This window comes from Iningainema tapete BLCC-T55 (assembly GCF_014698965.1).
Classification (GTDB): domain Bacteria; phylum Cyanobacteriota; class Cyanobacteriia; order Cyanobacteriales; family Nostocaceae; genus Iningainema; species Iningainema tapete.
In genome coordinates, this window is record NZ_JACXAE010000043.1 from 1 (window position 1) to 23,267 (window position 23,267).

Sequence of the window (23,267 nt, forward strand, 5' to 3'; positions counted from 1 at the left end):
ATAAATTTTAGCTTGTTTAAACTAGTCAGTCCTGTTTTATATTAAAAAAATTCATCACCATTAATTCTGAAGACCCGAGAGATCGCCCAAGATGAGTCAATTTGATGGTACTCAAGTTTTATTAAAAGACTTCATCGTTAAGCTAACTAATCGAGAAATTCTTTGACACATTGTATTATTAAAGCGTTCAATATGATTAGTATTGCCACTTTCTTTACCTATAGATTTGTGATGTTTTTTGGGGATAACCTTTTTCAAGTAGAAATTTTGAGTAATGGCGAGGAAATAATTCAATGAGTAACACTAACTATCAACAATTAACCGAAGTTGAACTAAAAAATTATATTAAACAACATCCTGAAGATGAGGACGCTTTTCAACACTACCTAGCTATTATGCGAGCAAAACCGGGTAGGGTTGTAGTTAGCACGGAGGAGCAAGCTGTAATTGAATTTCAAAAAAGAATACAAGCTAAATCAACACAGTAACTATAAGAACAAGACTCATTGGAGTTTAGTTAGACCGCCTCTTGGCGCTGTGGCGCTGTGAAAGTGAGAAAATCCTCAGTCTTAGTCTTCTTCAGGCCAAAAGTCAGCAGCAAGGTCTTTGAGGTGATCAACAGTTGTGGGAGAATGGGTGGTAAGTAGCTGCTGTAGTGTAATACCTTGCAAAAACTGAGTACTAACGGTTTTAAGATCGGATTGAGAATTTGAGGATGAATTGCTTTTAGTGAGGATTTGCAGCAGTTGTTGGCGCTCTGTAGAAGAGAGTAGTTGGATGGCAGCGATCGCAGCTTCAAATTGGGGATTCATAGCGTAGCTTTGGAGTTGTCTTGTTCTATGCTATTTTTACTTTAGTATTTGGCGCAACTAGCAGGAGTAGTCCCCACAGTGGCGTTAGATGCAGAAGAGATGAGCGTTACTTCGCCTTTGCCATTGAATACCCAACCTGTAGCAGGTGCAATGGTAATGCGATCGCTTTTGGCTGTGCGTTGGACGAAGTCCTTGCCGTAGGCATCGTTCTTTTGTGGTTTTTTCTGTGTAGTAGTATTTGACACTCTTTGATTTTCACCATTGCTTATAGGCAAACGAGTATCAGTCCACACCACATCATTGCTGAGTGGTTGATCTGGACTGGGAGGTAAACCACCGCGTCCAGTTACAGTGAAGCTACTACCCCCTTGATCAGCAAAAGCGGCACAGCCAGTGGCAACTAGTTCTGGGGTATTAACTATACCTATGGGCAATTCCACTAATCCACGACTGGGATCTACATCCGGTGTGTTGAGAATTACAGTACCTGGGTTATTAAATTGAGAGCTAGCATCAATATCGTTAGTTCTGTTGCCTTCAATTGCTTTACCTTCAGTTAATCCAAAGATTTGTCGGGCATTAATTGTAATGTTACCTCCCGGACCACGTTCAGCGCTAGCAACAATGTCACTGTTTTGTAATGGCGGCGCTACTACAAAACCTCTAATACCATCAGGATTAATAGTAATGTTGCCACCTCTGGCATCGCCAGTGGCTCGAGCAGAGATTAAGCTATCATTTTGCAATAACAAAAAATCCAAGTCTTTTAGGATAATGTTGGCTCCCCCGTCACCGCCAGTAATTGCAGTTTTAGCAGTCAAGTTTCCTTTGTCAAGACGAACATCGTTAGCGGTAACAGTCAAATTGCCTGCTTGTCCTTCGGTACTGCTCACCGAGACTATTGCTCCATCTTTAATATTCAAATTCCTGGTCGTAATATCTAAGTCGCCTGCATTTCCTGATCCTTCAGGAGCAGCAGCAGACAAAGTGCTGAATTCTGTTTCTGTCCCAATAACATTAGAGCCGATGACATTAACAGACTCAGCATTTTTTACAGTCAAAGTTCCTCCTGCACCAAAATTAAAAGAGCCAGCTCGTACCAATCCCCCATTCTGAATCGTTAACTGCCTAACATCCAAAGTTAAGCTTCCTGGATTACCTGTGCCGAAATTATTAGCTGAGATTTGCGCTCCATTCTCCACCGTAAGCAGCCTAGTATTAATGTTGAGATTTCCGACATTACCCCTAGCTCCTGGCTCAGCAGAAACAAAAATACCACTGCGATTAGTATCCCTTGGACCTGGTTGGGCATTAGGTGAAGTGCCGCTTAATGTAACCGAATCTGTGGCTTTTATGGTCAATTCTCCGCCATTTCCCCCTTTCCGGGCAGCCGTGGATATCTGTGCTCCACCAAGGACAGTTAGCCGTTGAGTATCAATTTTCAAGGTTCCTGCATTGCCTGCATTGTCTATGGCTTCATTTGCGACTTGTGCAAAAATGCCACTACTTTGTCCTGGTCCGACTCCTACCAGTTCTACATCAGTTGTTGTTACTTGCACATCCCCAGCTTGAGCCTTCCCAAAAGTAGAAGCATCTACGACTGCTCCATCTGTGATTCTCAGTTTTCCAGTCTCAATCGTCAGGTTTCCACCCTTGCCTGTAGCGTTTTCTGTGACTTGAGTAAACAAGCCACCGGGAGTCCCATTTACTGTTCCTGATAATTCTACAGCATCAGTGGCTTTCACCAGTACATTCCCAGATTGACCCTGACCTTGACTAATAGTTTCTATAAATGCACCATCTGTAAGGTTGATCTTTCTACCTCGTACCTGAATATTACCACCGATCTGACCCTGCTGACCGCTTGCAATAACCCCTGCGCCCTTAGAGAGTTGAATATCCTGAAAGTTCTGTACACCCGAATATTCCAAGGCGTAGTTTTGAGTCAGATTAACCACACCCGTCCCAACGCTACCTAGCTCAATTCTTCCACTTGGTGCGCTTAAATTGCCACCCTCAAGGGACACATTCCCACCCACCAGTGCCAAGGTTTTTCCCTCAGGGACTTGCAGCTGCCCAGACTGATTAACAATCTCTTTTGGATTTGAGCCAAATTGGAACCCTACAGGAGGAACATTTATAGTTAACAGAGGGGGGGCTTGAGGATTGGTTGCGCTAAATTCTGTGCCATCAGCAAATCTTATACTGTTAGCTGTACTCGCTACAAACGAACCTCCAACTTCCAATTTAGCATTTGGTCCAAAAACGATCCCATTGGGATTAATAAGAAATAGGTTGGCATTCCCTATAACTTTGATTAAACCATCAATATTAGAGCTATTTCCTCCCGTTACTCGAGTAATGATGTTCTGAATGTCAGGAGCATTGTTAATATTAAAGTGAGCTTCATTACCAGTGGGGACAGAAAACTCTGTGAAGCTGTGGAACAGGTTGCCCCCTACTTGTGTTCCTTCAGTGATAGTAATGATGTTGCCAGGGGTAACGATGGAATTGATAGGAAGCGTTGTATCTGCTGCGACGGGTGGTGTTTGTGCCCCTGCTGGGTATGAGGCTAACAGCCAAAACAACGCACTTCCACTAAAAGTCCAGAATCGGAATGAGATGTGTTTTCTAAGTTGAACTTTCGCCATTTTCACAACCTCTATTATTTAATCGGTTGAATAAATTCCTCATGCTTGTTACGATTCTCTCTACTGCGTAACCCAAACAGCCCTTAATTAATAGTGGATATTCAAGACAGGATAATCATTTTTGGGCAGCGGCTTCACCGTTATATTGTTGATACTTATAAAAGACTAATGTATTTCTATATCTAGTAATCATTACTTAAATGACCGTCACAAAGTTACCACATATCTGAACTTATACTTTATTAAAATTTATGTTTCTTAATATTTCTACAAAAATCCATCCCCCAGCTGTGAGCTAGAGGATGAAGTTTTAGAACTTTTGGGTAAGGCTTCTCAAGCTTCTTGCTTTTGCTTACAAACTCAGATCAAGTTAAACAAGCTTCCTTAAACGCTGGTTGCGTTTGAGCAATGTTACTGCACCCAAAGCTCCTATGCCAAGCAAACCAGCTGTAGCCGTAGGTTCGGGAACAGTAGCAAAGATAAAGCCTTGTCGGCCAGCTTGATTTTGGACTATAGATCTTTCTTCTCTACCGTCGGGACGTCTTACCACTCCTTGTATTGTATTATCAGTTGAGCGTAACAAATCAGTAAAACCGGATAGCGAATCAATCAGAGCTTCAGAATTATTGGATGGAATGAACAAAGTCAATGTTTCAGTCGCGTTGGGAAATGTAACATCGTACCTTATCCCGTCATTGTTAAAAGCACTAGAAGGGGTGTTGCCAGTGATAAGATCATAGCCAAAGCTCAGTCCGGGGAAATTACCAGTATTAGGATCGGTGGTAAGTCTAGAAGTCCTCAAATCTCCAAACGGAAAAGATAGAGGACTGAGATTTATTTGTGGGTCTGGGTTGCCACTATCTTCAAAGTTTTGAATAGCTCCAAGGAACTCTCCTGCGTTGAGGTCTAGGTTGGTATCCGGAACAGAGGGATTCAAAAAAAAGCTAACAGAAACACCTGTCTCAACATTCGAGTTCCCAGAACCTCGACGCAGTGATCCGCTGGAGTCTTGAGCGGTTGGGGAGGGTGAGGGCAGTGGGGGGAGCGGTATCTCTATTTGTTGAGCTTGAGCGATCGCCGGTAAAAAACATGCCATACCAATCGCTACAGCAACGCTTGCTGTCTTTATTTTCTGTGTAAACATAATTATACCTGCGTGGTTTTGCACCAACTGTTTAACTTTTCAGGCTCAATGCTATCTAAATTACAAGATTTTAATATTAACTTTGTCAATACATTACATTTTCTTCATTACTTTTACATATTTCATGGTTATTTTTTATATAATCTTAACTATCTTTATATATCGTCAATTAGTGATTATTTGATGACAAAAGCAGAAATTTTAACTTCAAACATTGAGTAGGCGTGGGATGGGCATCTTGCCCGTCCTCATAACAATATTTACTAAATTCCGTAATTTACTTTAGAGCAGTTGTAGTATTATAGCGGTTCTTAATAAAAAAATCATAACTGTAATGCCCAGCAACAAAAAGGCGAAAGCAGATGATTAGTCAAGTTTCCGAAAAAAAGATGCATCTCGTTAGATGGCTGTTGGCTCTTGGCTGGCTAACGCTAATTTTTTCTTTATTTTACGATCCCCTTTCAGCTTGGGCTACAGACCTGATTCAGATCGTCAGTCCTAGCGCACCCGAATCAACTTGTGTCAAAGTTCAGTCGGTGTGTCTACCACAACATCCTTACGGGATAGGGGCACGCATATTTTGGGGAGCAGTTATCCCCTTAGCAATCATAATTTTACTAGTATTTGGGCATGAATTTTGGCGGCGAATTTGTCCGTTATATTTCTTTTCCCAAATTCCCAGAGCGCTAGGAATTCAACGCAAGCGTAAAATCGTTAACTCAGAAACAGGTAATATTCGTTATGAATTGGCAGGGGTAGAAAAGGAGTCTTGGTTAGGGCGTAATCACCTATACTTGCAATTTGCTCTGTTTTATTTGGGCTTAAATATCCGTATCCTATTTGCTAATGGCGATCGCACTGCTTTAGGAATTTTCCTACTATTTACAATTGCCTCAGCTATTACTGTCGGTTTTCTCTTCAAAGGCAGAAGCTGGTGTCAATATTTTTGCCCAATGGCACCTGTGCAAATATTTTACACAGGACCACGAGGTTTACTGGGTAGCTCCGCTCACCTCAAACCTCCCCAAAGTATCACCCAGTCTACCTGTCGGGAAGTCGATAGTTCTGGGAATGAGAAGAGTGCTTGTGTAGGTTGTAAATCGCCTTGTATTGATATTGACGCAGAACGCTCCTACTGGGAGGGAATTACTCAACCAGACCAAAAGCTAGTATTCTATGGATACTTTGGTCTCATGTTGGGATTCTATTTCTACTACTACTTATACTCCGGCAACTGGGACTATTATTATTCAGGTGCTTGGACAAGAGAAGAAGGGCAGTTACGCACACTTTTCAACCCAGGATTTTACATCTCAAACCAAGCAATTCCCATTCCGAAGTTAATTGCAGCCCCCCTCACCCTCGCTGTTTTTTGTGCTATTAGCTATTTTAGCTGTGTGGTAATTGAAAAAGCATATAAGGCATATCTCAAACGAAAAAACAAGTACCTAAATGAAGAACAAGTACTCAACGTCTTATTTGTTTTGTGTACTTTTGTCTCCTTCAACGTCTTGTTCATATTTAGTGGTCCTCCCAACGTCGGCTTTATACCTTGGGCAATCCTACCATTAAACACATTGATCGTTATAGTCAGTAGCATCTGGCTGTACCGCAGTTTGGGGCGTAGTCAAGAACTTTATGCCCGTGAAAATGTGGGAAGTAGTTTAGGTAGACAATTGAATAAGCTAGCAGTAGATTGGTCAAAAATCCTTAAAGGACGTTCAATTCAAAACCTAACTAGCGAAGAAACATATATTTTGACCAAAAAATTGCCTGGTTTTAATCATAAAGACCGATTGCGAGTTTATCAAGAAGTTTTACGTGAAGCTTTATCCGAGGGAGTAACACCACAAAGTTTGTCCTCTCTTCAAGAGCTGCGCAAACAATTAGAGATAACTGATGAAGAACATTACTTTGTTTTAGAGGAACTTGGGGTAGAAGAGCCAACCTTACTCAATCCGCAAAAACAACAGGGACGCGAAAACAAATTGCGGCTTCAAGGCTATCGACGTGCATTAGAGATGTTGATTCTACCTATACTCGAAAGTGGTACACCTGTACAAGAAGCGATCGCAATGAAGCAAAAGCAAATCATCGCATTAAGACAGCAGTATGCCATTACCACAGAAGAACATCAACAAGTCTTAGCCCAGATGTATAATCAAAATGAAATACTGCTGCGCAAAGCCGAAACGCAACTGTCGCACTTGCAAGAATTAGCTGTGCGTAATCAAATACTGTGCAACGCAGTGCCAAACCCGCAAGCACCCGTGTACGCTTTACTGCGAAACGTCGTGCAAGACAAGCAGAAACTGATTACCACACAGTTATTTCACATTTTAGAAATGCTTGGAGACTCTCCTGAAGCCATCAGCATTGCGCGTGCGATCGGTTTATTAGCAGCAAATGTGATTGTAGAAATTCTCCAGTCTCATGATGAGCAATTAAACTGGCAAAAACATCTTACTCCTAGAGTCTTAACTTCATTAAGACAACAAGAGTCTCTCACTGTACCTGTGCCAATATCAACCCCTAATAATAATCAGTCACATACAACATTCTATAATAGTATTGCTGTTAACACTCAGTTAAATAGTAAGCGAGTATTTTCTCACGAGGCAGTTAGCGAGGTTTTGAGCCTCTTCCTACAAGACATAGATCCTGTAGTGCAAGCTGCTAGTCTGTATGCCTTGCATCAGTTTAATCCTACTCAAGGGTTTGGGCAAGCTCGGCAAATATTGGATACCAACAAAAATCAAGATTGGCTTCTACAGGAAACAGCACAAAGAATCCTGGGCAAGCAAAATGAGAAACCTCATGTACCAACTCTAATTGCTCAGGTAAGAGCAAAGGGACGTACAGAAAAGCGAACTTTCCAGCAGTCAGTAATTGCCGTCGGGCGAGAACATGGGAATGATATTGTGATTTTTGATCACCGTGTTTCCCGACAGCACGCCATATTCTATTTAGACGAAAAAGGAGTTAGTGTTAAAGACTTAGGAAGTAGCAATGGTTTACGGATTGGTAAGGAATACATTCATAATCGACACATACAACTGAAACAAGGAGATATTGTTCGCTTTAGTAATGGAGATGATTTAGTCATTTTAGTGCAGTGGCAAATGCAACCGCTACAGGCGGAAAATACAATTACAGAATCTGTAGGAACTTTAGAAAAGCTATTTTGGCTTTATGAAAGCTCTTTCTTGCGCAAACTTAAGCCAAATGCTTTGATTGAACTAGCTTGCCATGCCACTGTGCGCATTTATCGTCCGCAAGAAGAAATCTGTAAAATGGGCGCACCTGCTTTGGAATTTATAGTCCTGATTGATGGTGAGGTAATAGTGTTGCCAAACAATAACGCGCCAATTTCCGCTTCAGGGCAAACAATTGGTGGATTGGAGATTTTGACTCATACTAATTATACCACAACTGTAGTGGCAGCTAAGGTCAGGACTCGCGCTTTAACCATCAAGGCAAAAGATTTAGAGGCAATGCTTTCTCACGATCCACTACTGACCAGAAATATCTTACAAATGGTGAGTCATCGCCTTCAGGAAAGTTTAGGGCAAACAACAGATATTACCCAAATTTAGGCTGCATATTATGCTTGTGGAGACTGGTATGTAAATAAAAACATGGCATGGCTGAAGAAGGAAAATCGGCATGATGAAAATTAGATTAAACGATCCACAAAAGCCAAACCAACCTCAAGAAGTAGAGTTCAAGTTGGAAACCATGCTCAATCAGGCGTGTCTGATTGGTCGCTCTTCAAACTGTGATTTAATTCTAGACAGTACTGAAGTCAGTCGGATGCATGGGAGAATTTCTTATAAAAATGGACATTATTATTTTACTGACCTTGCTAGCAGTTGTGGTTCTCGTTTGAATGGCAACTCCGCCCAAATCAATCAAGATTATCGGCTCAACAAATCAGATATTATTCAAATTGGTAAGTTTTCTCTAATTATTTTACAACTTGGTTTAGAACAAGACATAACAGTTCTAGAATCACAAACAAATAACCAAAATAATCATCGGGGAATACCAAAAAATGGTTCCCTCACTCCCTGCGTCTCTCCTGTAGAATATATGCCTGTGGCGATGGTAAAACCATCTCAACTGCAACGCTGGGAGAAAGGAGAATTAACAGTTCGCTGTGTGGGTGTTATTGATGAAACACATGATGTAAAAACTTTTCGCTTTGTGGCAGATCCTCCTGTGTTGTTCAGTTACAAACCAGGTCAGTTTGTTACCATTGAGTTAGAAATTAATGGCTCACTCTTATCGCGCTGTTACTCAATTTCATCATCTCCCTCACGTCCTCATACTTTAGATATTACCGTCAAACGTCTCCCACCTCCCCCCAATTCGGGAGCTAATATACCACAAGGTTTGGTTTCTAACTGGTTGCACGAAAACCTCACTGTTGGCAGTAAAATTAAGTTGAATGGACCATTTGGTCAATTTACATGTTTCGCTTATCCCGCTCCAAAACTTTTACTAATCTCTGCCGGCAGTGGAATCACGCCGATGATGTCTATGTCCCGTTGGCTATTTGATACGATCGCCAACTGTGATATAATCTTCTTCCATAGTGCTCGTACCCCTGATGATATCATTTTTCGGCAAGAACTCGAACTAATATCAGCGCAGCATCCCAATTTTCATCTCGTGATTACCACCACTGATAAACAACCAGGACAAAGTTGGTTAGGTTTAACTGGTAGACTCAATGCAGCCATGTTACAAATTATTGCACCAGATTTTCGCGATCGCACTGTGTATGTGTGTGGCCCACATGGATTTATGGCAAATGTTAAGCAGATGCTGGCAAGTCTCGACTTCCCTATGAAGAATTACCATGAAGAAAGCTTTGGTCCCAAAGAAGAAAAGTCTAAATTGCCATCAAATAGCTCCTCTCAAAATACTGTTGTCTTCTCTAAATCTGGCAAACAAGTTGCTTGTAACGGCTCTCAACCAATCCTCCAGTTAGCTGAACAGGAGAAAGTGAAAATCCCTAGTAGTTGCCGTGCAGGTGTTTGTGGTAGCTGCAAAAAGCGGAAGTTACAAGGAGAAGTTAAGTTGGACGGCGCACCTCAAGGATGGGAAAATAATGTTCCAGATGATTACATTCTTACTTGCATTTCATACCCCATTGGACGAGTTGTTATTGAGGCTTAATGAAATTAATGTCCATTTACTGATTAATATAAAAAAATTAAGAAAATCATAAATTGAAATTTTTTATGAGCAAAAGCTGGAAAAACCTACTGACACAGCCTACTGTTATTGCTAGTGTAATTACGAGTGTATTGCTGGTAGGAGTTCAACGTTTGGGAGTTCTAGAGCCGATAGAGCTAAAAGCTTTCGACTCTATGATGCAAAACCGTCCCCAGCTTGAGCCAGATCCGCGCTTATTAATTGTAGGATTTAGTGAAAATGATATTCAAAAATTGAAACAGTCATCACCAAATGGTGATGTTTTAGACACAGTATTAAGTAAATTAGAGCGCTATCAACCAAAAGTCATCGGCGTAGACTTCTTTCGTGATATACCAGTAGAACCAGGTCATCAAAAGCTACTGAATCGGATTCAGCAGAGTTCCAACATTGTTCCGATCTGTAGAGTAGGTGGGGACAAAATTCCTGCTGTACCGGCACCTGCTAGTATAAAATCAGAGTATGCCGGATTCGTTGATATCCCAGAAGATCCAGATGGGGTGATTCGGCGCAATCTACTAGTGGTTTCCCCTGATCCTAAATCAAGTTGTGCCACTCCAGCTTCTTTCGGTTTTCAATTAGCTATTCAGTATTTAAAAATACAGCCGGAATTTCCGGCTGATGATATTCTCCAACTAGGTAAAACAACGTTTAAACGCCTAGAAACTGACTCAGGTGGTTATCAGAATATAGATGCTAATGGCTTTCAAATACTACTGAACTACCGTTCTGCAAACAATGTTGCGCAACAAGTTAGTCTCACAGATGTGTTGAGCGATCGCTTCAAACCGAGTTGGGTAAAAAACCGCATTGTCTTAATTGGTTCAACCGCACCTAGTTCCCAAGACATCCGCAACACACCTTATACCAGTGGCTTGCAAAACAACTCTGGCAAAATGCCTGGAGTCATCATCCATGCGCACATGGTGAGTCAGATTCTCGATGCAGTTTCAGAAAAACGACCACTATTTTGGTTTGTGCCACAGTGGGGAGAACTTCTGTGGACATGGGGCTGGAGTTTGGTTGGTGGAATTTTGGCATGGCGTTTTCAGCATCCACTTCGTTTAGTACTCTTTGGTGGTGTTGCTTTAGGTATACTGCTCTTAAGCAACTTTGCCATTTTCATTATTGGTGGTTGGATACCAATAGCACCGCCTGCGTTAGGGTTTGTTGTTGCTTTAGTGAGTATTGTTGTATACACAGCGTTTGAAAACAAGCAACAGAAAGAGAAAATCGCAAATCAAGTTCAAGAGCAAAAGGAAACGATCTCTCTATTGCAAGCGCTTTTAAAGGAAGGTGGTAGTGATATAACTGAGCTACCTTTAGTCAATAATGATGGCTCAATACCAGACAAACTACTGAATAAACGCTACAGAATCAGTGATCTGCTAGGCTCTGGAGGCTTTAGTTATACTTATCTAGCTGAAGATACTTATCGTCCTGGAAGACCTTTGTGTGTAGTTAAGCACTTGCAACCAGCTCGACAAGATGATTTCTTTTTAGATATTGCAAGGCGTCTATTTAGAACTGAAGCAGAAATATTAGAGCTTTTAGGTGAACACGAACAGATTCCCCAATTGATGGCTTATTTTGAAGAAAACCAGAAATTTTACTTAGTCCAAGAGTATATACAAGGACACTCTCTTCAGGTAGAACTGGCTGCTGGTAAACGCTGGGAGGATACTAAAGTAATAGATTTTCTCAAGGATGTTTTACGGGTATTGATGTTTGTTCATAGTTATCGTGTCATCCATCGAGATCTCAAACCAAGCAATTTGATCCGACGACAAACAGATCAAAAAATCGTTTTAATTGACTTTGGCGCTGTCAAACAAATTCAACCTCAGCAACAACAGGAAGACTTTACAGTAGCAGTAGGAACTGCGGGTTATTCACCAGGTGAGCAGCTCATGGGGCAGCCCAGACTCAACAGTGATATCTATGCTTTAGGAATGATTGCCATCCAAGCCTTAACTGGGGTATCTCCCAAACAACTCGAACGAGACAAGACAACTGCACTGGTTTGGCGACATTTGGCAAAAGTTAGGCTGGAGTTGGCTGCGGTGATAGACAAAATGGTAGCCTTTGATTTTCAAAAGCGATACCAGACGGCTGAGGAAGTTTTACATAGTTTAGAAATTTTATCAGGAGAAAGGCGGCAGGAAATAAGAGACAGAATACGCCCAAGTTGAGGTTAACCCCCCAACCCCCCGATGAGCGGGGGGCTATAAATCTACTACAGCCAATTGCCCACTAAAACATAGGGTGCCCAGAAGTACGGATGTTCGTAGCGCTCATCTTTTAGCATAGAAAGTTGAGCCAACTTAAAAGCTTCTGCTTTCGTCATGTTGGGTTTTTTTAATTGCTGATAAAACTCACCCATAATTACAGAAGTCGCTTCGTCGTCTACAACCCAAAGCGATGCCAATGTACTTCGCGCTCCAGAGCGCACAGCAACTCCAGCAATTCCTAATGCCGCTTCTCTGTCTCCGGAAGCTGTTGAGCAAGCACTGAGTACCAGCAACTCAATTGCACCCTGTTGGTTAGTTTCCCTGGTTTTGAGTAAGCTATTTAACCGCTCCACATCGATTTTGCCATCATTAGTCAAGATGAAGGTATCTTCTGCTTTGGAACTAAATTGACCATGAGTTGCTAGATGAACTACAGGTGCATTCACTGATTTAACAGCATTCTCAATCGCACTGGTGGTAAAGTTGTTATTCAGTAATACTTGAGTGTCGGAAACTGTTGACTTGATTTGCTCCAGTTCTACTTTTACATAAGGCAATGACGAAAAATTTCCTTTGGCTTCGGTTAATCCTCCGGCAACAGTTCGCAATTGGGTGCGTGCTAATGGTCGAGGATTTAATAGCTGTAAGCCTGGTGTGAGAGCAATGTTATACTGATTGACAAGAAACTGTTTGCCATCGTGCAAAGCTCCCATTGGAATATTTCGTAGTGAACCATCTAAGACAAACACCAAGTTTTTGATCCGCCGATTTGCTAAATCAGATGCAATCGGTTCAATTATCCACTTGTATACTTCTTGGGAAAGAGGCAAATATTCTGGGGTAGTGCGGTTTTCTAATGTTAGTCGTAACTGCTCGATTTTCCCTTCTACTTGTTTTTGATTTAAAGCAATAGTGTGACGGCGGAGAATCTGTTTCTGATTAGGTGAGTTGGAAGGTACAGAAAGGATCACTTCCAAGCGATCGCTTAATATTACAGGATAAATCACTGCTGCTGTGCGATCAACCTCATCAATTTGTACAGGTTTAGCATCTATACAAGCTCTGCGGAAAAAGTTATCTAGTTCAGCCAACTGTAGTGACTCGATTACATTCCTAGCGCTGACAAGATTATCTTGACTAGGATCTTTAGATTCCAATAGCAAACTCACTAATTCACGGTATACTGGCTCGACGCCTACTCGAAAAGAAGATTGTACATCACGATTGACGGCAACTAAATCACTGCGTAAAGACTTGAGGTTATCAACAGCTTTGGTGTATGCAGCGATTGCCGCTGTTTGATTTCCTCTGGTTTTAAGTATACGACCTAGTTGCCACTGCCAACGATAACCAATATCCTTTGCTTGAATGCTCTCCGCCAATGCCGAGGCTTGCTGAGTCAGTTTTTGTGCCTGCTCCCATTGCTGTGTCTGCTCGTACAGCCCTCCCAGAGTTCCCAAAGCATATGCCTGCCCGCGTTTGTCGCCTAGACTTTTTGCCTGCTCAGCAGCCGTTGCCACTATAGTCTCGATTTGCGCCCATTCTGGGGTTGGGTAAGTTGTTGTATCCAGTTCCTCTTTTTCCTGAATTGGACAAGCCAAACTTGTTGCCACTCTTGTTTTCTCAGTTTTCTGTTTGAGACATACTAGACTTTGAGCGTAGTTAATTCTAGCATAAACAATCTTGTGACTAGGAGGTAATGTTTCCAACTGAGATTGAATTTGCGGTAACAAAGCCTGGTAAGAAACTTTTTTCCTGGCGTCTGGTGACTCTATAACTAAGCGTAGTTGATTGATTTGCGCTACTAACCTAGTTAGGGGTAAAGCATTATCAGCAGCAGCTTGTTGATAATACTCTATCGCTTTGGTAATGTTTTTTCGCCCTTCGTCAGTTTTGCCTAATCTGAGGTAAAGTGCTTGAGCAGTGTTGCCTAAACTCAAATTAATTTCTGCCACCAGTTGCGGAGAGTTTAGTTTAGATGCCACTGCCAAACTTTGTTCTAATACCTGTAGCGAACCTTGTGGATCTTTTTGATCTAAAATTCCTACGACTCGTAGAGCATTACCTAAGCTTAGCAGTCCCCTTGCCTTAAGTTGAGGGTCTGGCTGTTGTTGCAACAGTTGATTTACTTCATTTAGAGTTATACGAGCGCGATTATAAAGCCCTAACGCTTGCTGCGCTTGTGTCTGATTAATCTTACTACCAATTTCTCCCGCCGAATCGCCAATTTTCTTGTAGAGGGTGGTTGCTTCCTGCCAACTAGCCAGAGCTTGTTCATATTGCCCTTGGGCTAGTTGTATTTGACCTTGAGTATTTAATGCTTGGGCGCGAACTGACAGATATTCTTTCGAGACGCTAGCATTTTCTGGTAATAAAGTCAAACTGTTGGCGATCGCTTGACTTGCTTGAGGTAACTGTCCTAACTGCTGAGTTGCCAGTGCTGTATAATTCAACGCTAAAGCTTGATTAAGAGCATCACCTTCGGTTTGAAATTTAACAGCAGCTTGTTGTAGAACCTGTGCTGCTTGAGAGAACTGTTCTGTTTGGTAAAGTTTCAAGCCTTGCTGCAACAGTTGTTTACCATTGTCAGATTGTACTACCTGTGTTGGTTGTGGGTAATTTTTGGCTGCCACCGCTAGAGCAATTGGGGTTGTCGCGATTGCAATTGGGGCAACTGCTAGAAAAATGAGTTTAGACATATTTATTTACAATACTTTTATTTTATCTAGTAGAGGTTAAACAAAATTGATCTCCTGACTCCTGACTTCTGACTCCTGACTCCTATTTAAAATGGTTGAGTATAAACAATAGAGAAATATAAACCTTGTTCTTGTAAAGTGTTATCACGTGAATTCACAGAAACTAGAGGAATCCCCCAGTCAAATCTGGCACTTAGATTGTTGCTTTGCCATAGTAAACCCAATCCTGTGGATGCAAGAGTATTGTTGTCTGGATTCTGTAAACCAGAACTATTCCAGGCAGTACCAAAATCAACAAATGGAGTAACTTGCAGTACACCCCTTGCATTTGGTAGCCGTAAAATTGGATACCTTAGCTCTAGAGAAGCCGAAACCGCATTATCAGTCAACAGTAAGTCTTGACGATAACCTCTGAGAGTACGTTGTCCACCTAAACCAAACTGTTCTAATGGTACTAACGCTCTGTCAGAAATTTGCGCATCTGCACGAAGTAACAGTAAGGTATCTGGAGCAAGAAGCCTTACCCACTGTGCCTGCCCTCGCCAAGAAAAAAAGCGAGCATCTGCAGGATCTGGGTTGTTAGTAGTTGCGTTAAAGGCATCGATGCCAACACTAAATTGCGATCGCGCGGCAAGCACTTGTCGGCTATTGCGCTTTGTCCATTCTTGAAAAAATCTTACTATAGATAAGCGAGTATTTCCATTATCAGATCCTGGTACAGGAAATGGTTGTCTTCTCCCAGTCAGAGATTCCAAAAAGCCGACATCACTTTCTCGACGAGTTGCAGTGATCCCCAAGGCAAGTTCTTCCGTCGGAGTTTGCACAATTGGCTGACGAAATGTGAGGGCAAAGTCTTGTGAAGTTCCTTCAATACCCAATATTTCAAAACCCTCTTCAACTACACGACTGTCTGTATAATTGTAGTTGAATCCCAATGTTCCATTACGGGCATTCACTGGCAAGACATAGCTGACATCAACATTGTTGCTGCCATCGGTGTTAGCATAGGCGACAGTAAAATCATCTCCTAGTCCGAGCAGGTTAGCTTGTCGGAGTTGAATTTGCCTTTGAAAGCTACCGATACTGGGAATACGATTATTGTCTAAGCCAATTTGAACGAAGAATGTCTTTGCCTCTGCCACTCTGACATCTAGGATACTACTACTGGGTGTTGAGCCGGCAGCAAGTTCAGCAGAAATATTTTGAATTAGCGGATTGAGTTGCAGCAGTTGCAGTGCTTGGAGTAATTTATTTATATTTAGGGGTTTACCAGTGGCTATTTCTAGACGACTGCGGATGTAATTGGAGTTTAGTCGCCGCAAACCTCTAACTTGAATATTTTCCAAGCTACCTTCTACTACCTGAACTTTGACTACACCTCCTTGTTGTTGGAAGGTTTGGTTGCCAGGAATAAAAGCTCCAGAGGTAACGTAACCTTGATCCCGGTAGAGTTTGTTAATTGCTTCAGAAACTTGTAGTAGTTGAGCAAAGGTAATTGGTTTATTGGTAAAATCTTTGGTTGCCGTTTCTAATTGTTTGGCGTTAAATACAGAACTGCCAACTACATCAAATTGAGAAACTGTGATGGTTCCCGGAAATTCATTGGGGGTTTCGCCAGGAGTTTGTGGAGTTGGGATTGGGGATGGAAATAACTGTTCTGGAGGTGGAATGACAGGCGGTTGTGTGGGTGTAACAGGTGGAGTTACTTCTCCTGGTTGGGGGAAGATGTTTCCGGGTGGCGGAGATTGGGAGAATTCCGTAGTCTTGCGCTGGACTGGTGTATTCACCGTTTGTGCTAACAGGGGTATGCTATTGAGTAGCATCATGGGCGTGATTAGGAATAGCGATCGCACTAGGTAATCGAGACTCAGTAACCTTTTATTTGCCATGACAAGTAGGATAATTATTGACATTTTTGGCATAATGTGATATAAATTTGACTTCACCTTTGCCGTTGAACACCCAGCCAGTAGCAGGGATGATTTGTACTACTCTTTGCGATCAGATGCAGACTGACGCTTTTAACTGTCACCGCCAAGCTCTGCGGTAGGGTGGCATCAGGTACTACTTGTTGGGTAGCGCAATCAAAAGTGAATACTAACGCTGCTCCCATTGCCAAAATCACTATCAAACCAAACTGATCGCATCTCTGTTTTCTGCCCACAGCCATCTCAGTCAGGTCTCCTTAATTACAGAAGTAATTTCACTTAATTGTCTTCATGTGGGCTAATTCTTTATTTAGAGTTTATAGAAGTAATACTTACAGTATATTTAGGGAGAAACGAAGTCTTTGTTAAAAAAATTATTAAAAAGTTTGCCAAAATAGATAGTAGCATTGGGCAATTTCTTGATGGTTTGGAATCCAAAAAGTGCGTTGTTTGGGGGACGCTACATAGTTGAGAGGAAGCTTGGGGAAGGTGGAATTGGTATTACCTATCTTGCCAGAAATGAATGGGGCGAGCTGCGGGTAATCAAAACTCTCAAAGAAGAAATCCTCAATAACCCCATTTGGAAACCACACCAAAATAAACTCAAGCAAGATTTCCGTGATGAAGCTATGCGTTTGGTGGTGTGTCGTCACCGTCATATTGTCAAGATCGAAAATATCTTTGAAGAAGGTAGTTTGCCTTGCATTGTGATGGAGTATATAGAAGGCGAAGATTTAAGCGATCGCCTACAGAGAATGAGGTTATTATCAGAAGCAGAAGCGCTACTGTATATCCGGCAAATTGGTGATGCTTTAACGGTAATTCATCGTCAAGGTTTGCTTCATCGAGATATTAAGCCACGCAATATCATGATTAGGGCGGGTAAATCGGAAGCTGTGCTAATTGACTTTGGTATTGCTAGGGAATTTCTGCCTAATGTTGTACAAAAACATACTGTTTATCGTACTCCAGGCTTTGCTCCTCCGGAACAGTATGAGTTTGTTGCGCCACGGGGGGAGTATATAGATGTGTACGCCCTAGCCGCTACTTTATATAATTTGCTCACTGGAGTGATCCCCACCAGTGCAGAAAAAAGACGGCAAAATGTTCCTTTACAACCACTAGAATATTACAATGCCAACGTTAGCGCTAGTGTAAAGCAGGCAATTATGCAGGGGATGGAATTACAGCCTAGTCGTCGTCCCCAATCAGTACAACAGTGGTTAGATTTACTGACAGCAGAGGACGATGAACCTACTATAATACTGAGATTACCACAGCTAGAGACGGGACACAACTGGCAATGTGTACATACTCTTCAAGGTCATTCTAGTATGGTTCAGGCGATCGCCATTAGTCCAGATGGGGTGACTTTAGCCAGTGGCAGTAATGACAATACAATTAAACTATGGCAATTAAGTACAGGGAAATTACTGCGTACTTTTGGTCGTTGGTTTTCTGGTCATGGTAGCATGGTACATAGTGTAGCCTTTAGTCCCAATGGAGAACAGATAGTTAGTGGTAGTTGGGATCGTACAATTAAGCTGTGGCAAGTAAGTACAGGCAAACTAATTCGCACTTTTACAGGTCATTCTCACTGGGTTAATTCTGTAGCCTTTAACCCCAACCCCCCAGGGGGGTTCTTTGCCAGTGGTAGTGCTGACGGTACTATTAAATTGTGGGAAGTTGATACAGGTAGAGAAATTCGTACTTTTATCGGTCATTCCGACTCAGTTTGGTCTGTTGCTTTTAGCTTTGATGGGAGTATTCTTGCTAGTGGTAGCGCTGATTGTACCATCAAATTATGGCAGTTAAGTACAGGTAATAATATTCGCACTTTCACCAAGCATAGCTTTTTTGTGAATTCTGTCACCATCAGCCGGGATGGAGAGATTTTGGCAAGCGGCAGTAGTGACAATACGATTAAACTGTGGAGCATAAATACGGGTAGAGAAATTCACACTCTCCGAGGTCATTCTAACTCAGTTTGGTCTGTGGCGTTTAGCCCCAATGGAGAGTTACTCGCTAGTGGTAGTTGGGACAAAACAATTAAAATTTGGCATGTGAGTACGGGTAGAGAGATTTGCACTATGAGCGATCATGCTAATTATATTCGGGCGATCGCATGGAGTCCAGACGGACAAACTCTAGTCAGCGGCAGTGATGACGACACCATCAAAATCTGGCGACAGCAGTGATTTAGAACTTTGTCGAAATTTTTTTCCAAAAACCCTTGCACTTTCAAAAGTATGTGCTAACATTAGTAATCGTGGGCGACAAGGGTCGGTGTCCGAGTGGTTAATGGAGGCGGACTGTAAATCCGCTGGCTTTGCCTACGCTAGTTCGAATCTAGCCCGGCCCACCTTGATTTCGGATTTTGGATATGATACGTTAGTACAATCCAAAATCTAAAATCTAAAGTCCAAAGTTATTTTGCCCGTGTGGCTCAGTGGTAGAGCACACCCTTGGTAAGGGTGAGGTCACGAGTTCAATCCTCGTCACGGGCTTTTTAATATAGACGAATATAGACGAATTTATAAGCATTCTAGTATTTCTGATACCCAAACGATACCCAAAATGCTTATGAAATTTACTCGCATCACTGTTGATCCCAAGCAAATGGGAGGAGTCCCCTGTATTAGAGGATTGAGAATACCCGTCGCAACGGTTGTCGGTATGGTAGCTGACGGTATGCACCATGATGAAATTCTGCAAGCCTTTCGGTGATTTGGAACTCGAAGACATTCAGCAAGCGTTACGCTTTGCTGCTGCTGCGGTTAAAGAACGGGAGTTAAAAACACTCACTGAGTCTTTACAACCAGAAACCCCAACCGAAGCTCCAGAATATCCCCTGACTAAATTCTATGGATGTATCCAAGATGAAACATTCTTTCGCCATCCGCAAGGACAACAACAAGAACGCGAAGCGATTCTATGAAATTCCTACAGTTGTAACACTTGTATTATCTATTGGCGTGGTAAAAATTCCACCTTAAAGCAGAAACTAGAATTCACTGCCACTAAAGATATTGCTGTTTGCTCAATCGTCAAAGCTGAATTATTTTATGGCGCAATCAAAAGTGCAAATCCAGAACGTAATCTTACCTTACAGCAAGAATTTTTAGCTCAATTTATATCACTATCATTTGACGATATAGCAGCAACGATTTGGACTGCTTTTTTTCATTCGATATGTTATGTAAACGACTAAACGCTTACACTTTTTTACACCTTAGCATGAGGGAAGCGCGATTTATGAGCCAGAATAGAAATGGAGGTTAAAATCATGCCTACTTTGACATTAACAGATGCACAAGTTATGCAATTAGTCAAGCAATTGCCACAACAGCAGCAAATAGAGGTGTTCAAATTCCTGTTAAGCCAGAATTGGGCTAACTGGGTGTACTTGTCTCGCGACAGCGAACAACGGGCGCGAAAAGTTGCTTCAGAGCGAAGTCAAGACTGGGATGCAATGACAGAGAATGAACGTGAGGAGTTCATTGAGGAATTATTACATGAAAAAGATTAACTATGCGCGTTGTTTATGACACGAATATTCTGATTTCAGCAATTTTCTCACAACGCGGCAGTCCGTTTCGCTGTATACAACTAGCTAGGGATGGTATAGTACAAGCGGTGATTTGTCAGGGAAATTCTTGACGAATTTCAAGAAAAACTTTTAAACAAATTTTCTTATGATCCGCCACAAGCTCAAGCATTTATTGAGGAGGTTCGCAGCTACTCGCAGTTGGTTACTATTACCAATAGTCTGAAAGCTGTCAGCAATGACCCCGACGATGATATGGTGTTGGAATGTGCGCTCGTAGGAGGAGCAACTTACATTGTCACAGGTGATAAAGATTTATTGTCGTTAAGCAGTTATCAAAACATCCTCATCGTCAAAGCTGCTGATTTTATAGCAATCATGAACTAGTCAAAATTAGACAGTTATGCAGAACATTAAGCGATCGCCATCTGGATTACCAGCACCTGAAGGGGTACAGTGCTTTGCGCTTCAGTTGATTTGAAGGATGCCTTTATATGCATGCGGTTTTTTGGTCTAGCACTGCCTTTTTTCATCCGAGATGTTATATAATGTTATCTAATGATTTTATTATTTGAGGAAAATACTTATTGGACATCATTATTACTGATTGGGCATTACAAACTTATTTAGATTTAAAACATAAAAATACTTTTACTTCAGAAGAATATAAAAATATTATTCGTCCTGATATTATGCTCCTATAAGATGGGTTCCCTCCAATACATACAAAGTTTCAAAATGGAAAGTTTTGGAGTAATGCAACTTTTGGAAGCTCTATCATAAAAGATGGATATAAAATGAAGTGGCACAATATTGGGCAGGGAAAAGTACAACTGAGACTTTGTGTAGCAGTCTTATCAGATTTTTTCTTATGCAGGGCATACGTAAAGAGTAATGAGAACGTAGATAAGCGAGAGATGGCAAAACTAAAAATTCAAATTCGTGATATTATCAACGGAAATTTTTCATACAGGGGAATATTATGATTCCATTTACCACTTCACCTGAACAAAAAATTAGAGTATACAAAATAGCTACAAAAATGGCTGAAGCAGGATTATCAGTAGCATTTATCAATGATACTGTAGAAATGGCAGAAGAATATGAAGGTCTACACGATCTCATGGTTCTTTGGGATGAAGAAACTGATATATATACTCAAGATGAGATTATTGCAGATATCACCGAAGAGATTGATCAACATAAAGAACTCCCACGAGGGATAGAACAGAAACCATCTATCTCGTTTGACGATCTTGATCGCATTGCCAATGATATAGTAGATTTTAAAAAATCTCTTCGTCATGAGGTAGACAGATGGGGAGGAATTGCAAAACTTGCGGAAAAAACAGGAATTCCACAACCATCATTAAGTAGATTTTTTAACTCTGCTTCTATGCCACATCGTACAACACTTTATAGAATTGCAAACGAAGAGTGAACTTACAGAAAGTAAAATTCTTTCTAAGTGGGCTGCTTGAAATAATTGTAATTATATAACAGGAACCTTAACGCCTGCAAAAGCAGCGGCGATTGACTCAGGTAGTACATCGAAATCATCCGACATTTGCACTCTTCCACGCCAAAGTCCAAACGGACGAGGTATTTGATCGCAGTCAAGATGATTTGGCTTCTCTTGCAATTGTAATGTCTCATTTTCCACTTTTTTGTTGCCAATTTCCTCCCTAATAACTTTTTGGACTATCTTGGTAATTAGAGCTTCGAGCTTCAGCCACTGTCAAATTGCTAATAGAATGGTTGGATTCTAGCTTATATGTCATCTTAACCTCTGTTGAATGATTTTAATAATTGGGGGCGTCCTAGCGCTCTGCAGCAGTGAGCGATCGCCATCTGGATTACTAGCACATTTGGGGTACAGTGCTTTGCGCTTAACTACCTACCCTTCACTGCTTTTTCTGACACACCTTAAGTTTTTCCCGTTCTTCGGGATGGGTGGCGAGGTAATGTTTCAGCCAGTCGCAACCCCGTGTTAACAGTTGATCTAATCCTTCAACGCGCCACACCCGTGCGGTGTTGTCCTCGGACGCGGTGACGATGTGCTTTCCGTCCGGGCTAAAACTGGCGCTGTTGACACGATCCTGATGCCCAGTCAGTTGGGCTAGCTGTTTGCCGGACAAATCCCACATCCGGGCGGTTTTGTCTCTTGATGTAGTGAGGATGCGCTGTCCATCCGGGCTAAAACTGGCACTGTTGACACCGCTTTGATGCCTAGTCGTCAGTTGGGCTAGCTGCTTGCCGGACAAATCCCACACCCGGGCGGTTTTGTCTCTTGATGCGGTGAGGATGCGCTGTCCATCCGGGCTAAAACTGGCAGTGAAGACACCGCTTTGATGCCCAGTCAGTTGGGCTAGCTGCTTGCCGGACAAATCCCACACCCGGGCGGTGTTGTCATCTGATGCGGTGAGGATGCGCTGTCCATCCGGGCTAAAACTGGCACTTTTGACCCAGCCCTGATGCCCAGTCAGTTGGGCTAGCTGCTTGGCGGACAAATCCCACACCCGAGCGGTTTTGTCCCATGATGTAGTGACGATGCGCTGTCCATCCGGGCTAAAACTGGCACTGTTGACCCAGCCCCGATGCCTAGTCAGTTGGGCTAGCTGCTTGCCGGACAAATCCCACACCCGGGCGGTGTCGTCATTGGATGCGGTGAGGATGCGCTGTCCATCCGGGCTAAAACTGGCACTTTTGACACCGTACTGATGCTTAGTCGTCAGTTGGGCTAGCTGCTTGCCGGACAAATCCCACACTCGGGCAGTTTTGTCCGATGATGCGGTGAGGATGCGCTGTCCATCCGGGCTAAAACTGGCACTTTTGACACCGTACTGATGCCCAGTCAGTTGGGCTAGCTGTTTGCTGGACAAATCCCACACCCGGGTGGTGTTGTCAAATGATGTAGTGACGATGCGCTGTCCATCCGGGCTAAAACTGGCACTGTTGACACCGTACTGATGCCCAGTCAGTTGGGCTAGCTGTTTGCTGGACAAATCCCACACCCGGGTGGTGTTGTCAAA

At 42.2% G+C, this 23,267-nt stretch carries 19 protein-coding genes, 2 tRNA genes and 1 pseudogene; 13 read left to right on the forward strand and 9 right to left on the reverse strand.

Annotation, left to right across the window (positions count from 1 at the left end):
* Positions 1-117: 117 nt before the first annotated feature.
* A pseudogene (locus tag ICL16_RS45575) lies at positions 118-249 on the reverse strand (IS1 family transposase); the annotation flags it as partial.
* 44 nt (positions 250-293) lie between these two features.
* Here ICL16_RS45575 and ICL16_RS11420 point away from each other — a divergent pair.
* Positions 294-488 carry a DUF6887 family protein gene (locus tag ICL16_RS11420; protein WP_190827513.1) on the forward strand — a complete coding sequence of 65 codons (195 nt, stop codon included), beginning with the start codon at positions 294-296 and terminating at the stop codon, positions 486-488.
* Between the two features lie 81 nt (positions 489-569).
* Here the strand turns inward: ICL16_RS11420 and ICL16_RS11425 are convergent, their stop codons facing one another.
* The 3 genes from ICL16_RS11425 to ICL16_RS11435 all read right to left on the reverse strand — a co-directional run bounded on the left by ICL16_RS11425 (position 570) and on the right by ICL16_RS11435 (position 4,607).
* The gene (locus tag ICL16_RS11425; protein ID WP_238360730.1) at positions 570-812 is read right to left on the reverse strand and encodes a hypothetical protein; all 243 of its coding nucleotides are present in this window, start codon (positions 810-812) and stop codon (positions 570-572) included.
* A gap of 41 nt (positions 813-853) precedes the next feature.
* Positions 854-3,463: a two-partner secretion domain-containing protein gene (locus ICL16_RS11430; RefSeq protein ID WP_190827515.1), complete on the reverse strand. Its 2,610-nt coding sequence runs from the start codon at positions 3,461-3,463 to the stop codon at positions 854-856.
* A gap of 370 nt (positions 3,464-3,833) precedes the next feature.
* Positions 3,834-4,607 carry a PEP-CTERM sorting domain-containing protein gene (locus ICL16_RS11435; protein ID WP_190827517.1) on the reverse strand — a complete coding sequence of 258 codons (774 nt, stop codon included), beginning with the start codon at positions 4,605-4,607 and terminating at the stop codon, positions 3,834-3,836.
* A 362-nt stretch (positions 4,608-4,969) separates the two neighbouring features.
* Between ICL16_RS11435 and ICL16_RS11440 the strand changes: the two genes are divergently transcribed.
* The 3 genes from ICL16_RS11440 (at position 4,970) to ICL16_RS11450 (ending at position 12,022) form a co-directional block, all read left to right on the forward strand.
* Positions 4,970-8,203, forward strand: coding sequence for an FHA domain-containing protein (locus tag ICL16_RS11440; RefSeq protein WP_190827525.1), 3,234 nt, complete (start codon positions 4,970-4,972; stop codon positions 8,201-8,203).
* A 70-nt stretch (positions 8,204-8,273) separates the two neighbouring features.
* Positions 8,274-9,791: an FHA domain-containing protein gene (locus ICL16_RS11445; RefSeq protein ID WP_190827533.1), complete on the forward strand. Its 1,518-nt coding sequence runs from the start codon at positions 8,274-8,276 to the stop codon at positions 9,789-9,791.
* A 65-nt stretch (positions 9,792-9,856) separates the two neighbouring features.
* Positions 9,857-12,022 carry a CHASE2 domain-containing serine/threonine-protein kinase gene (locus ICL16_RS11450; protein ID WP_190827540.1) on the forward strand — a complete coding sequence of 722 codons (2,166 nt, stop codon included), beginning with the start codon at positions 9,857-9,859 and terminating at the stop codon, positions 12,020-12,022.
* A 44-nt stretch (positions 12,023-12,066) separates the two neighbouring features.
* Here the strand turns inward: ICL16_RS11450 and ICL16_RS11455 are convergent, their stop codons facing one another.
* The 3 genes from ICL16_RS11455 to ICL16_RS11465 all read right to left on the reverse strand — a co-directional run bounded on the left by ICL16_RS11455 (position 12,067) and on the right by ICL16_RS11465 (position 16,930).
* Positions 12,067-14,760, reverse strand: a complete 2,694-nt coding sequence (locus ICL16_RS11455) for a CHAT domain-containing protein (RefSeq protein ID WP_190827542.1) — start codon at positions 14,758-14,760, stop codon at positions 12,067-12,069.
* Positions 14,761-14,846: 86 nt separating this feature from the next.
* Positions 14,847-16,649 (reverse strand): ShlB/FhaC/HecB family hemolysin secretion/activation protein, encoded by a 1,803-nt coding sequence (locus ICL16_RS11460; protein WP_190827544.1) that lies wholly within the window; start codon positions 16,647-16,649, stop codon positions 14,847-14,849.
* Positions 16,650-16,702: 53 nt separating this feature from the next.
* Positions 16,703-16,930 carry a hypothetical protein gene (locus ICL16_RS11465; RefSeq protein ID WP_190827546.1) on the reverse strand — a complete coding sequence of 76 codons (228 nt, stop codon included), beginning with the start codon at positions 16,928-16,930 and terminating at the stop codon, positions 16,703-16,705.
* 180 nt (positions 16,931-17,110) lie between these two features.
* On the opposite strand from ICL16_RS11465, the gene ICL16_RS11470 reads away from it, so the two are divergent.
* The 9 genes from ICL16_RS11470 (at position 17,111) to ICL16_RS11500 (ending at position 21,676) form a co-directional block, all read left to right on the forward strand.
* On the forward strand, positions 17,111-18,886 hold the full coding sequence (locus ICL16_RS11470; protein ID WP_190827548.1) for a serine/threonine-protein kinase: 1,776 nt from the start codon (positions 17,111-17,113) through the stop codon (positions 18,884-18,886).
* Positions 18,887-18,968: 82 nt separating this feature from the next.
* A tRNA-Tyr gene (locus ICL16_RS11475) sits at positions 18,969-19,050 on the forward strand.
* A 73-nt stretch (positions 19,051-19,123) separates the two neighbouring features.
* Positions 19,124-19,195, forward strand: a tRNA-Thr gene (locus ICL16_RS11480).
* Positions 19,196-19,271: 76 nt separating this feature from the next.
* A complete protein-coding gene (locus tag ICL16_RS45580) occupies positions 19,272-19,415 on the forward strand; it encodes a DUF433 domain-containing protein (protein WP_238360731.1) in 144 nt (47 codons plus the stop codon).
* Positions 19,387-19,626, forward strand: a complete 240-nt coding sequence (locus tag ICL16_RS11485; protein ID WP_238360732.1) for a DUF433 domain-containing protein — start codon at positions 19,387-19,389, stop codon at positions 19,624-19,626. The genes ICL16_RS45580 and ICL16_RS11485 overlap by 29 nt, the downstream gene beginning before the upstream one ends.
* Positions 19,627-19,974: 348 nt before the next feature.
* Positions 19,975-20,217 carry a hypothetical protein gene (locus tag ICL16_RS11490; RefSeq protein ID WP_190827550.1) on the forward strand — a complete coding sequence of 81 codons (243 nt, stop codon included), beginning with the start codon at positions 19,975-19,977 and terminating at the stop codon, positions 20,215-20,217.
* A 2-nt stretch (positions 20,218-20,219) separates the two neighbouring features.
* Positions 20,220-20,348 (forward strand): PIN domain-containing protein, encoded by a 129-nt coding sequence (locus ICL16_RS47195; protein ID WP_337906981.1) that lies wholly within the window; start codon positions 20,220-20,222, stop codon positions 20,346-20,348.
* Positions 20,341-20,622 carry a putative toxin-antitoxin system toxin component, PIN family gene (locus tag ICL16_RS45585; RefSeq protein WP_337906987.1) on the forward strand — a complete coding sequence of 94 codons (282 nt, stop codon included), beginning with the start codon at positions 20,341-20,343 and terminating at the stop codon, positions 20,620-20,622. The genes ICL16_RS47195 and ICL16_RS45585 overlap by 8 nt, the downstream gene beginning before the upstream one ends.
* A gap of 595 nt (positions 20,623-21,217) precedes the next feature.
* Positions 21,218-21,676: a helix-turn-helix domain-containing protein gene (locus ICL16_RS11500; RefSeq protein WP_190827552.1), complete on the forward strand. Its 459-nt coding sequence runs from the start codon at positions 21,218-21,220 to the stop codon at positions 21,674-21,676.
* A gap of 51 nt (positions 21,677-21,727) precedes the next feature.
* On the opposite strand, the gene ICL16_RS11505 is transcribed toward ICL16_RS11500, so the two are convergent.
* Positions 21,728-21,898, reverse strand: coding sequence for a hypothetical protein (locus tag ICL16_RS11505; RefSeq protein ID WP_190827554.1), 171 nt, complete (start codon positions 21,896-21,898; stop codon positions 21,728-21,730).
* Positions 21,899-22,139: 241 nt separating this feature from the next.
* A partial coding sequence (locus ICL16_RS44795) for a WD40 repeat domain-containing protein (protein WP_202895503.1) occupies positions 22,140-23,267 on the reverse strand: 1,128 nt, incomplete at its 5' end.

What these genes read in the sequence shown, in the direction of transcription:
- ICL16_RS11450 (WP_190827540.1), top strand. Translation starts at nt 9,857, where the DNA reads ATGAGCAAAAGCTGGAAAAACCTACTGACACAGCCTACTGTTATTGCT.
- ICL16_RS11455 (WP_190827542.1), bottom strand. Translation starts at nt 14,760, where the DNA reads ATGTCTAAACTCATTTTTCTAGCAGTTGCCCCAATTGCAATCGCGACA.
- ICL16_RS11460 (WP_190827544.1), bottom strand. Translation starts at nt 16,649, where the DNA reads ATGGCAAATAAAAGGTTACTGAGTCTCGATTACCTAGTGCGATCGCTA.
- ICL16_RS11425 (WP_238360730.1), bottom strand. Translation starts at nt 812, where the DNA reads ATGAATCCCCAATTTGAAGCTGCGATCGCTGCCATCCAACTACTCTCT.
- ICL16_RS11440 (WP_190827525.1), top strand. Translation starts at nt 4,970, where the DNA reads ATGATTAGTCAAGTTTCCGAAAAAAAGATGCATCTCGTTAGATGGCTG.
- ICL16_RS45580 (WP_238360731.1), top strand. Translation starts at nt 19,272, where the DNA reads ATGAAATTTACTCGCATCACTGTTGATCCCAAGCAAATGGGAGGAGTC.
- ICL16_RS47195 (WP_337906981.1), top strand. Translation starts at nt 20,220, where the DNA reads ATGCGCGTTGTTTATGACACGAATATTCTGATTTCAGCAATTTTCTCA.
- ICL16_RS11430 (WP_190827515.1), bottom strand. Translation starts at nt 3,463, where the DNA reads ATGGCGAAAGTTCAACTTAGAAAACACATCTCATTCCGATTCTGGACT.
- ICL16_RS11420 (WP_190827513.1), top strand. Translation starts at nt 294, where the DNA reads ATGAGTAACACTAACTATCAACAATTAACCGAAGTTGAACTAAAAAAT.
- ICL16_RS11445 (WP_190827533.1), top strand. Translation starts at nt 8,274, where the DNA reads ATGATGAAAATTAGATTAAACGATCCACAAAAGCCAAACCAACCTCAA.
- ICL16_RS11465 (WP_190827546.1), bottom strand. Translation starts at nt 16,930, where the DNA reads ATGGCTGTGGGCAGAAAACAGAGATGCGATCAGTTTGGTTTGATAGTG.
- ICL16_RS11500 (WP_190827552.1), top strand. Translation starts at nt 21,218, where the DNA reads ATGATTCCATTTACCACTTCACCTGAACAAAAAATTAGAGTATACAAA.
- ICL16_RS11435 (WP_190827517.1), bottom strand. Translation starts at nt 4,607, where the DNA reads ATGTTTACACAGAAAATAAAGACAGCAAGCGTTGCTGTAGCGATTGGT.
- ICL16_RS11485 (WP_238360732.1), top strand. Translation starts at nt 19,387, where the DNA reads ATGATGAAATTCTGCAAGCCTTTCGGTGATTTGGAACTCGAAGACATT.
- ICL16_RS11470 (WP_190827548.1), top strand. Translation starts at nt 17,111, where the DNA reads ATGGTTTGGAATCCAAAAAGTGCGTTGTTTGGGGGACGCTACATAGTT.
- ICL16_RS11490 (WP_190827550.1), top strand. Translation starts at nt 19,975, where the DNA reads ATGCCTACTTTGACATTAACAGATGCACAAGTTATGCAATTAGTCAAG.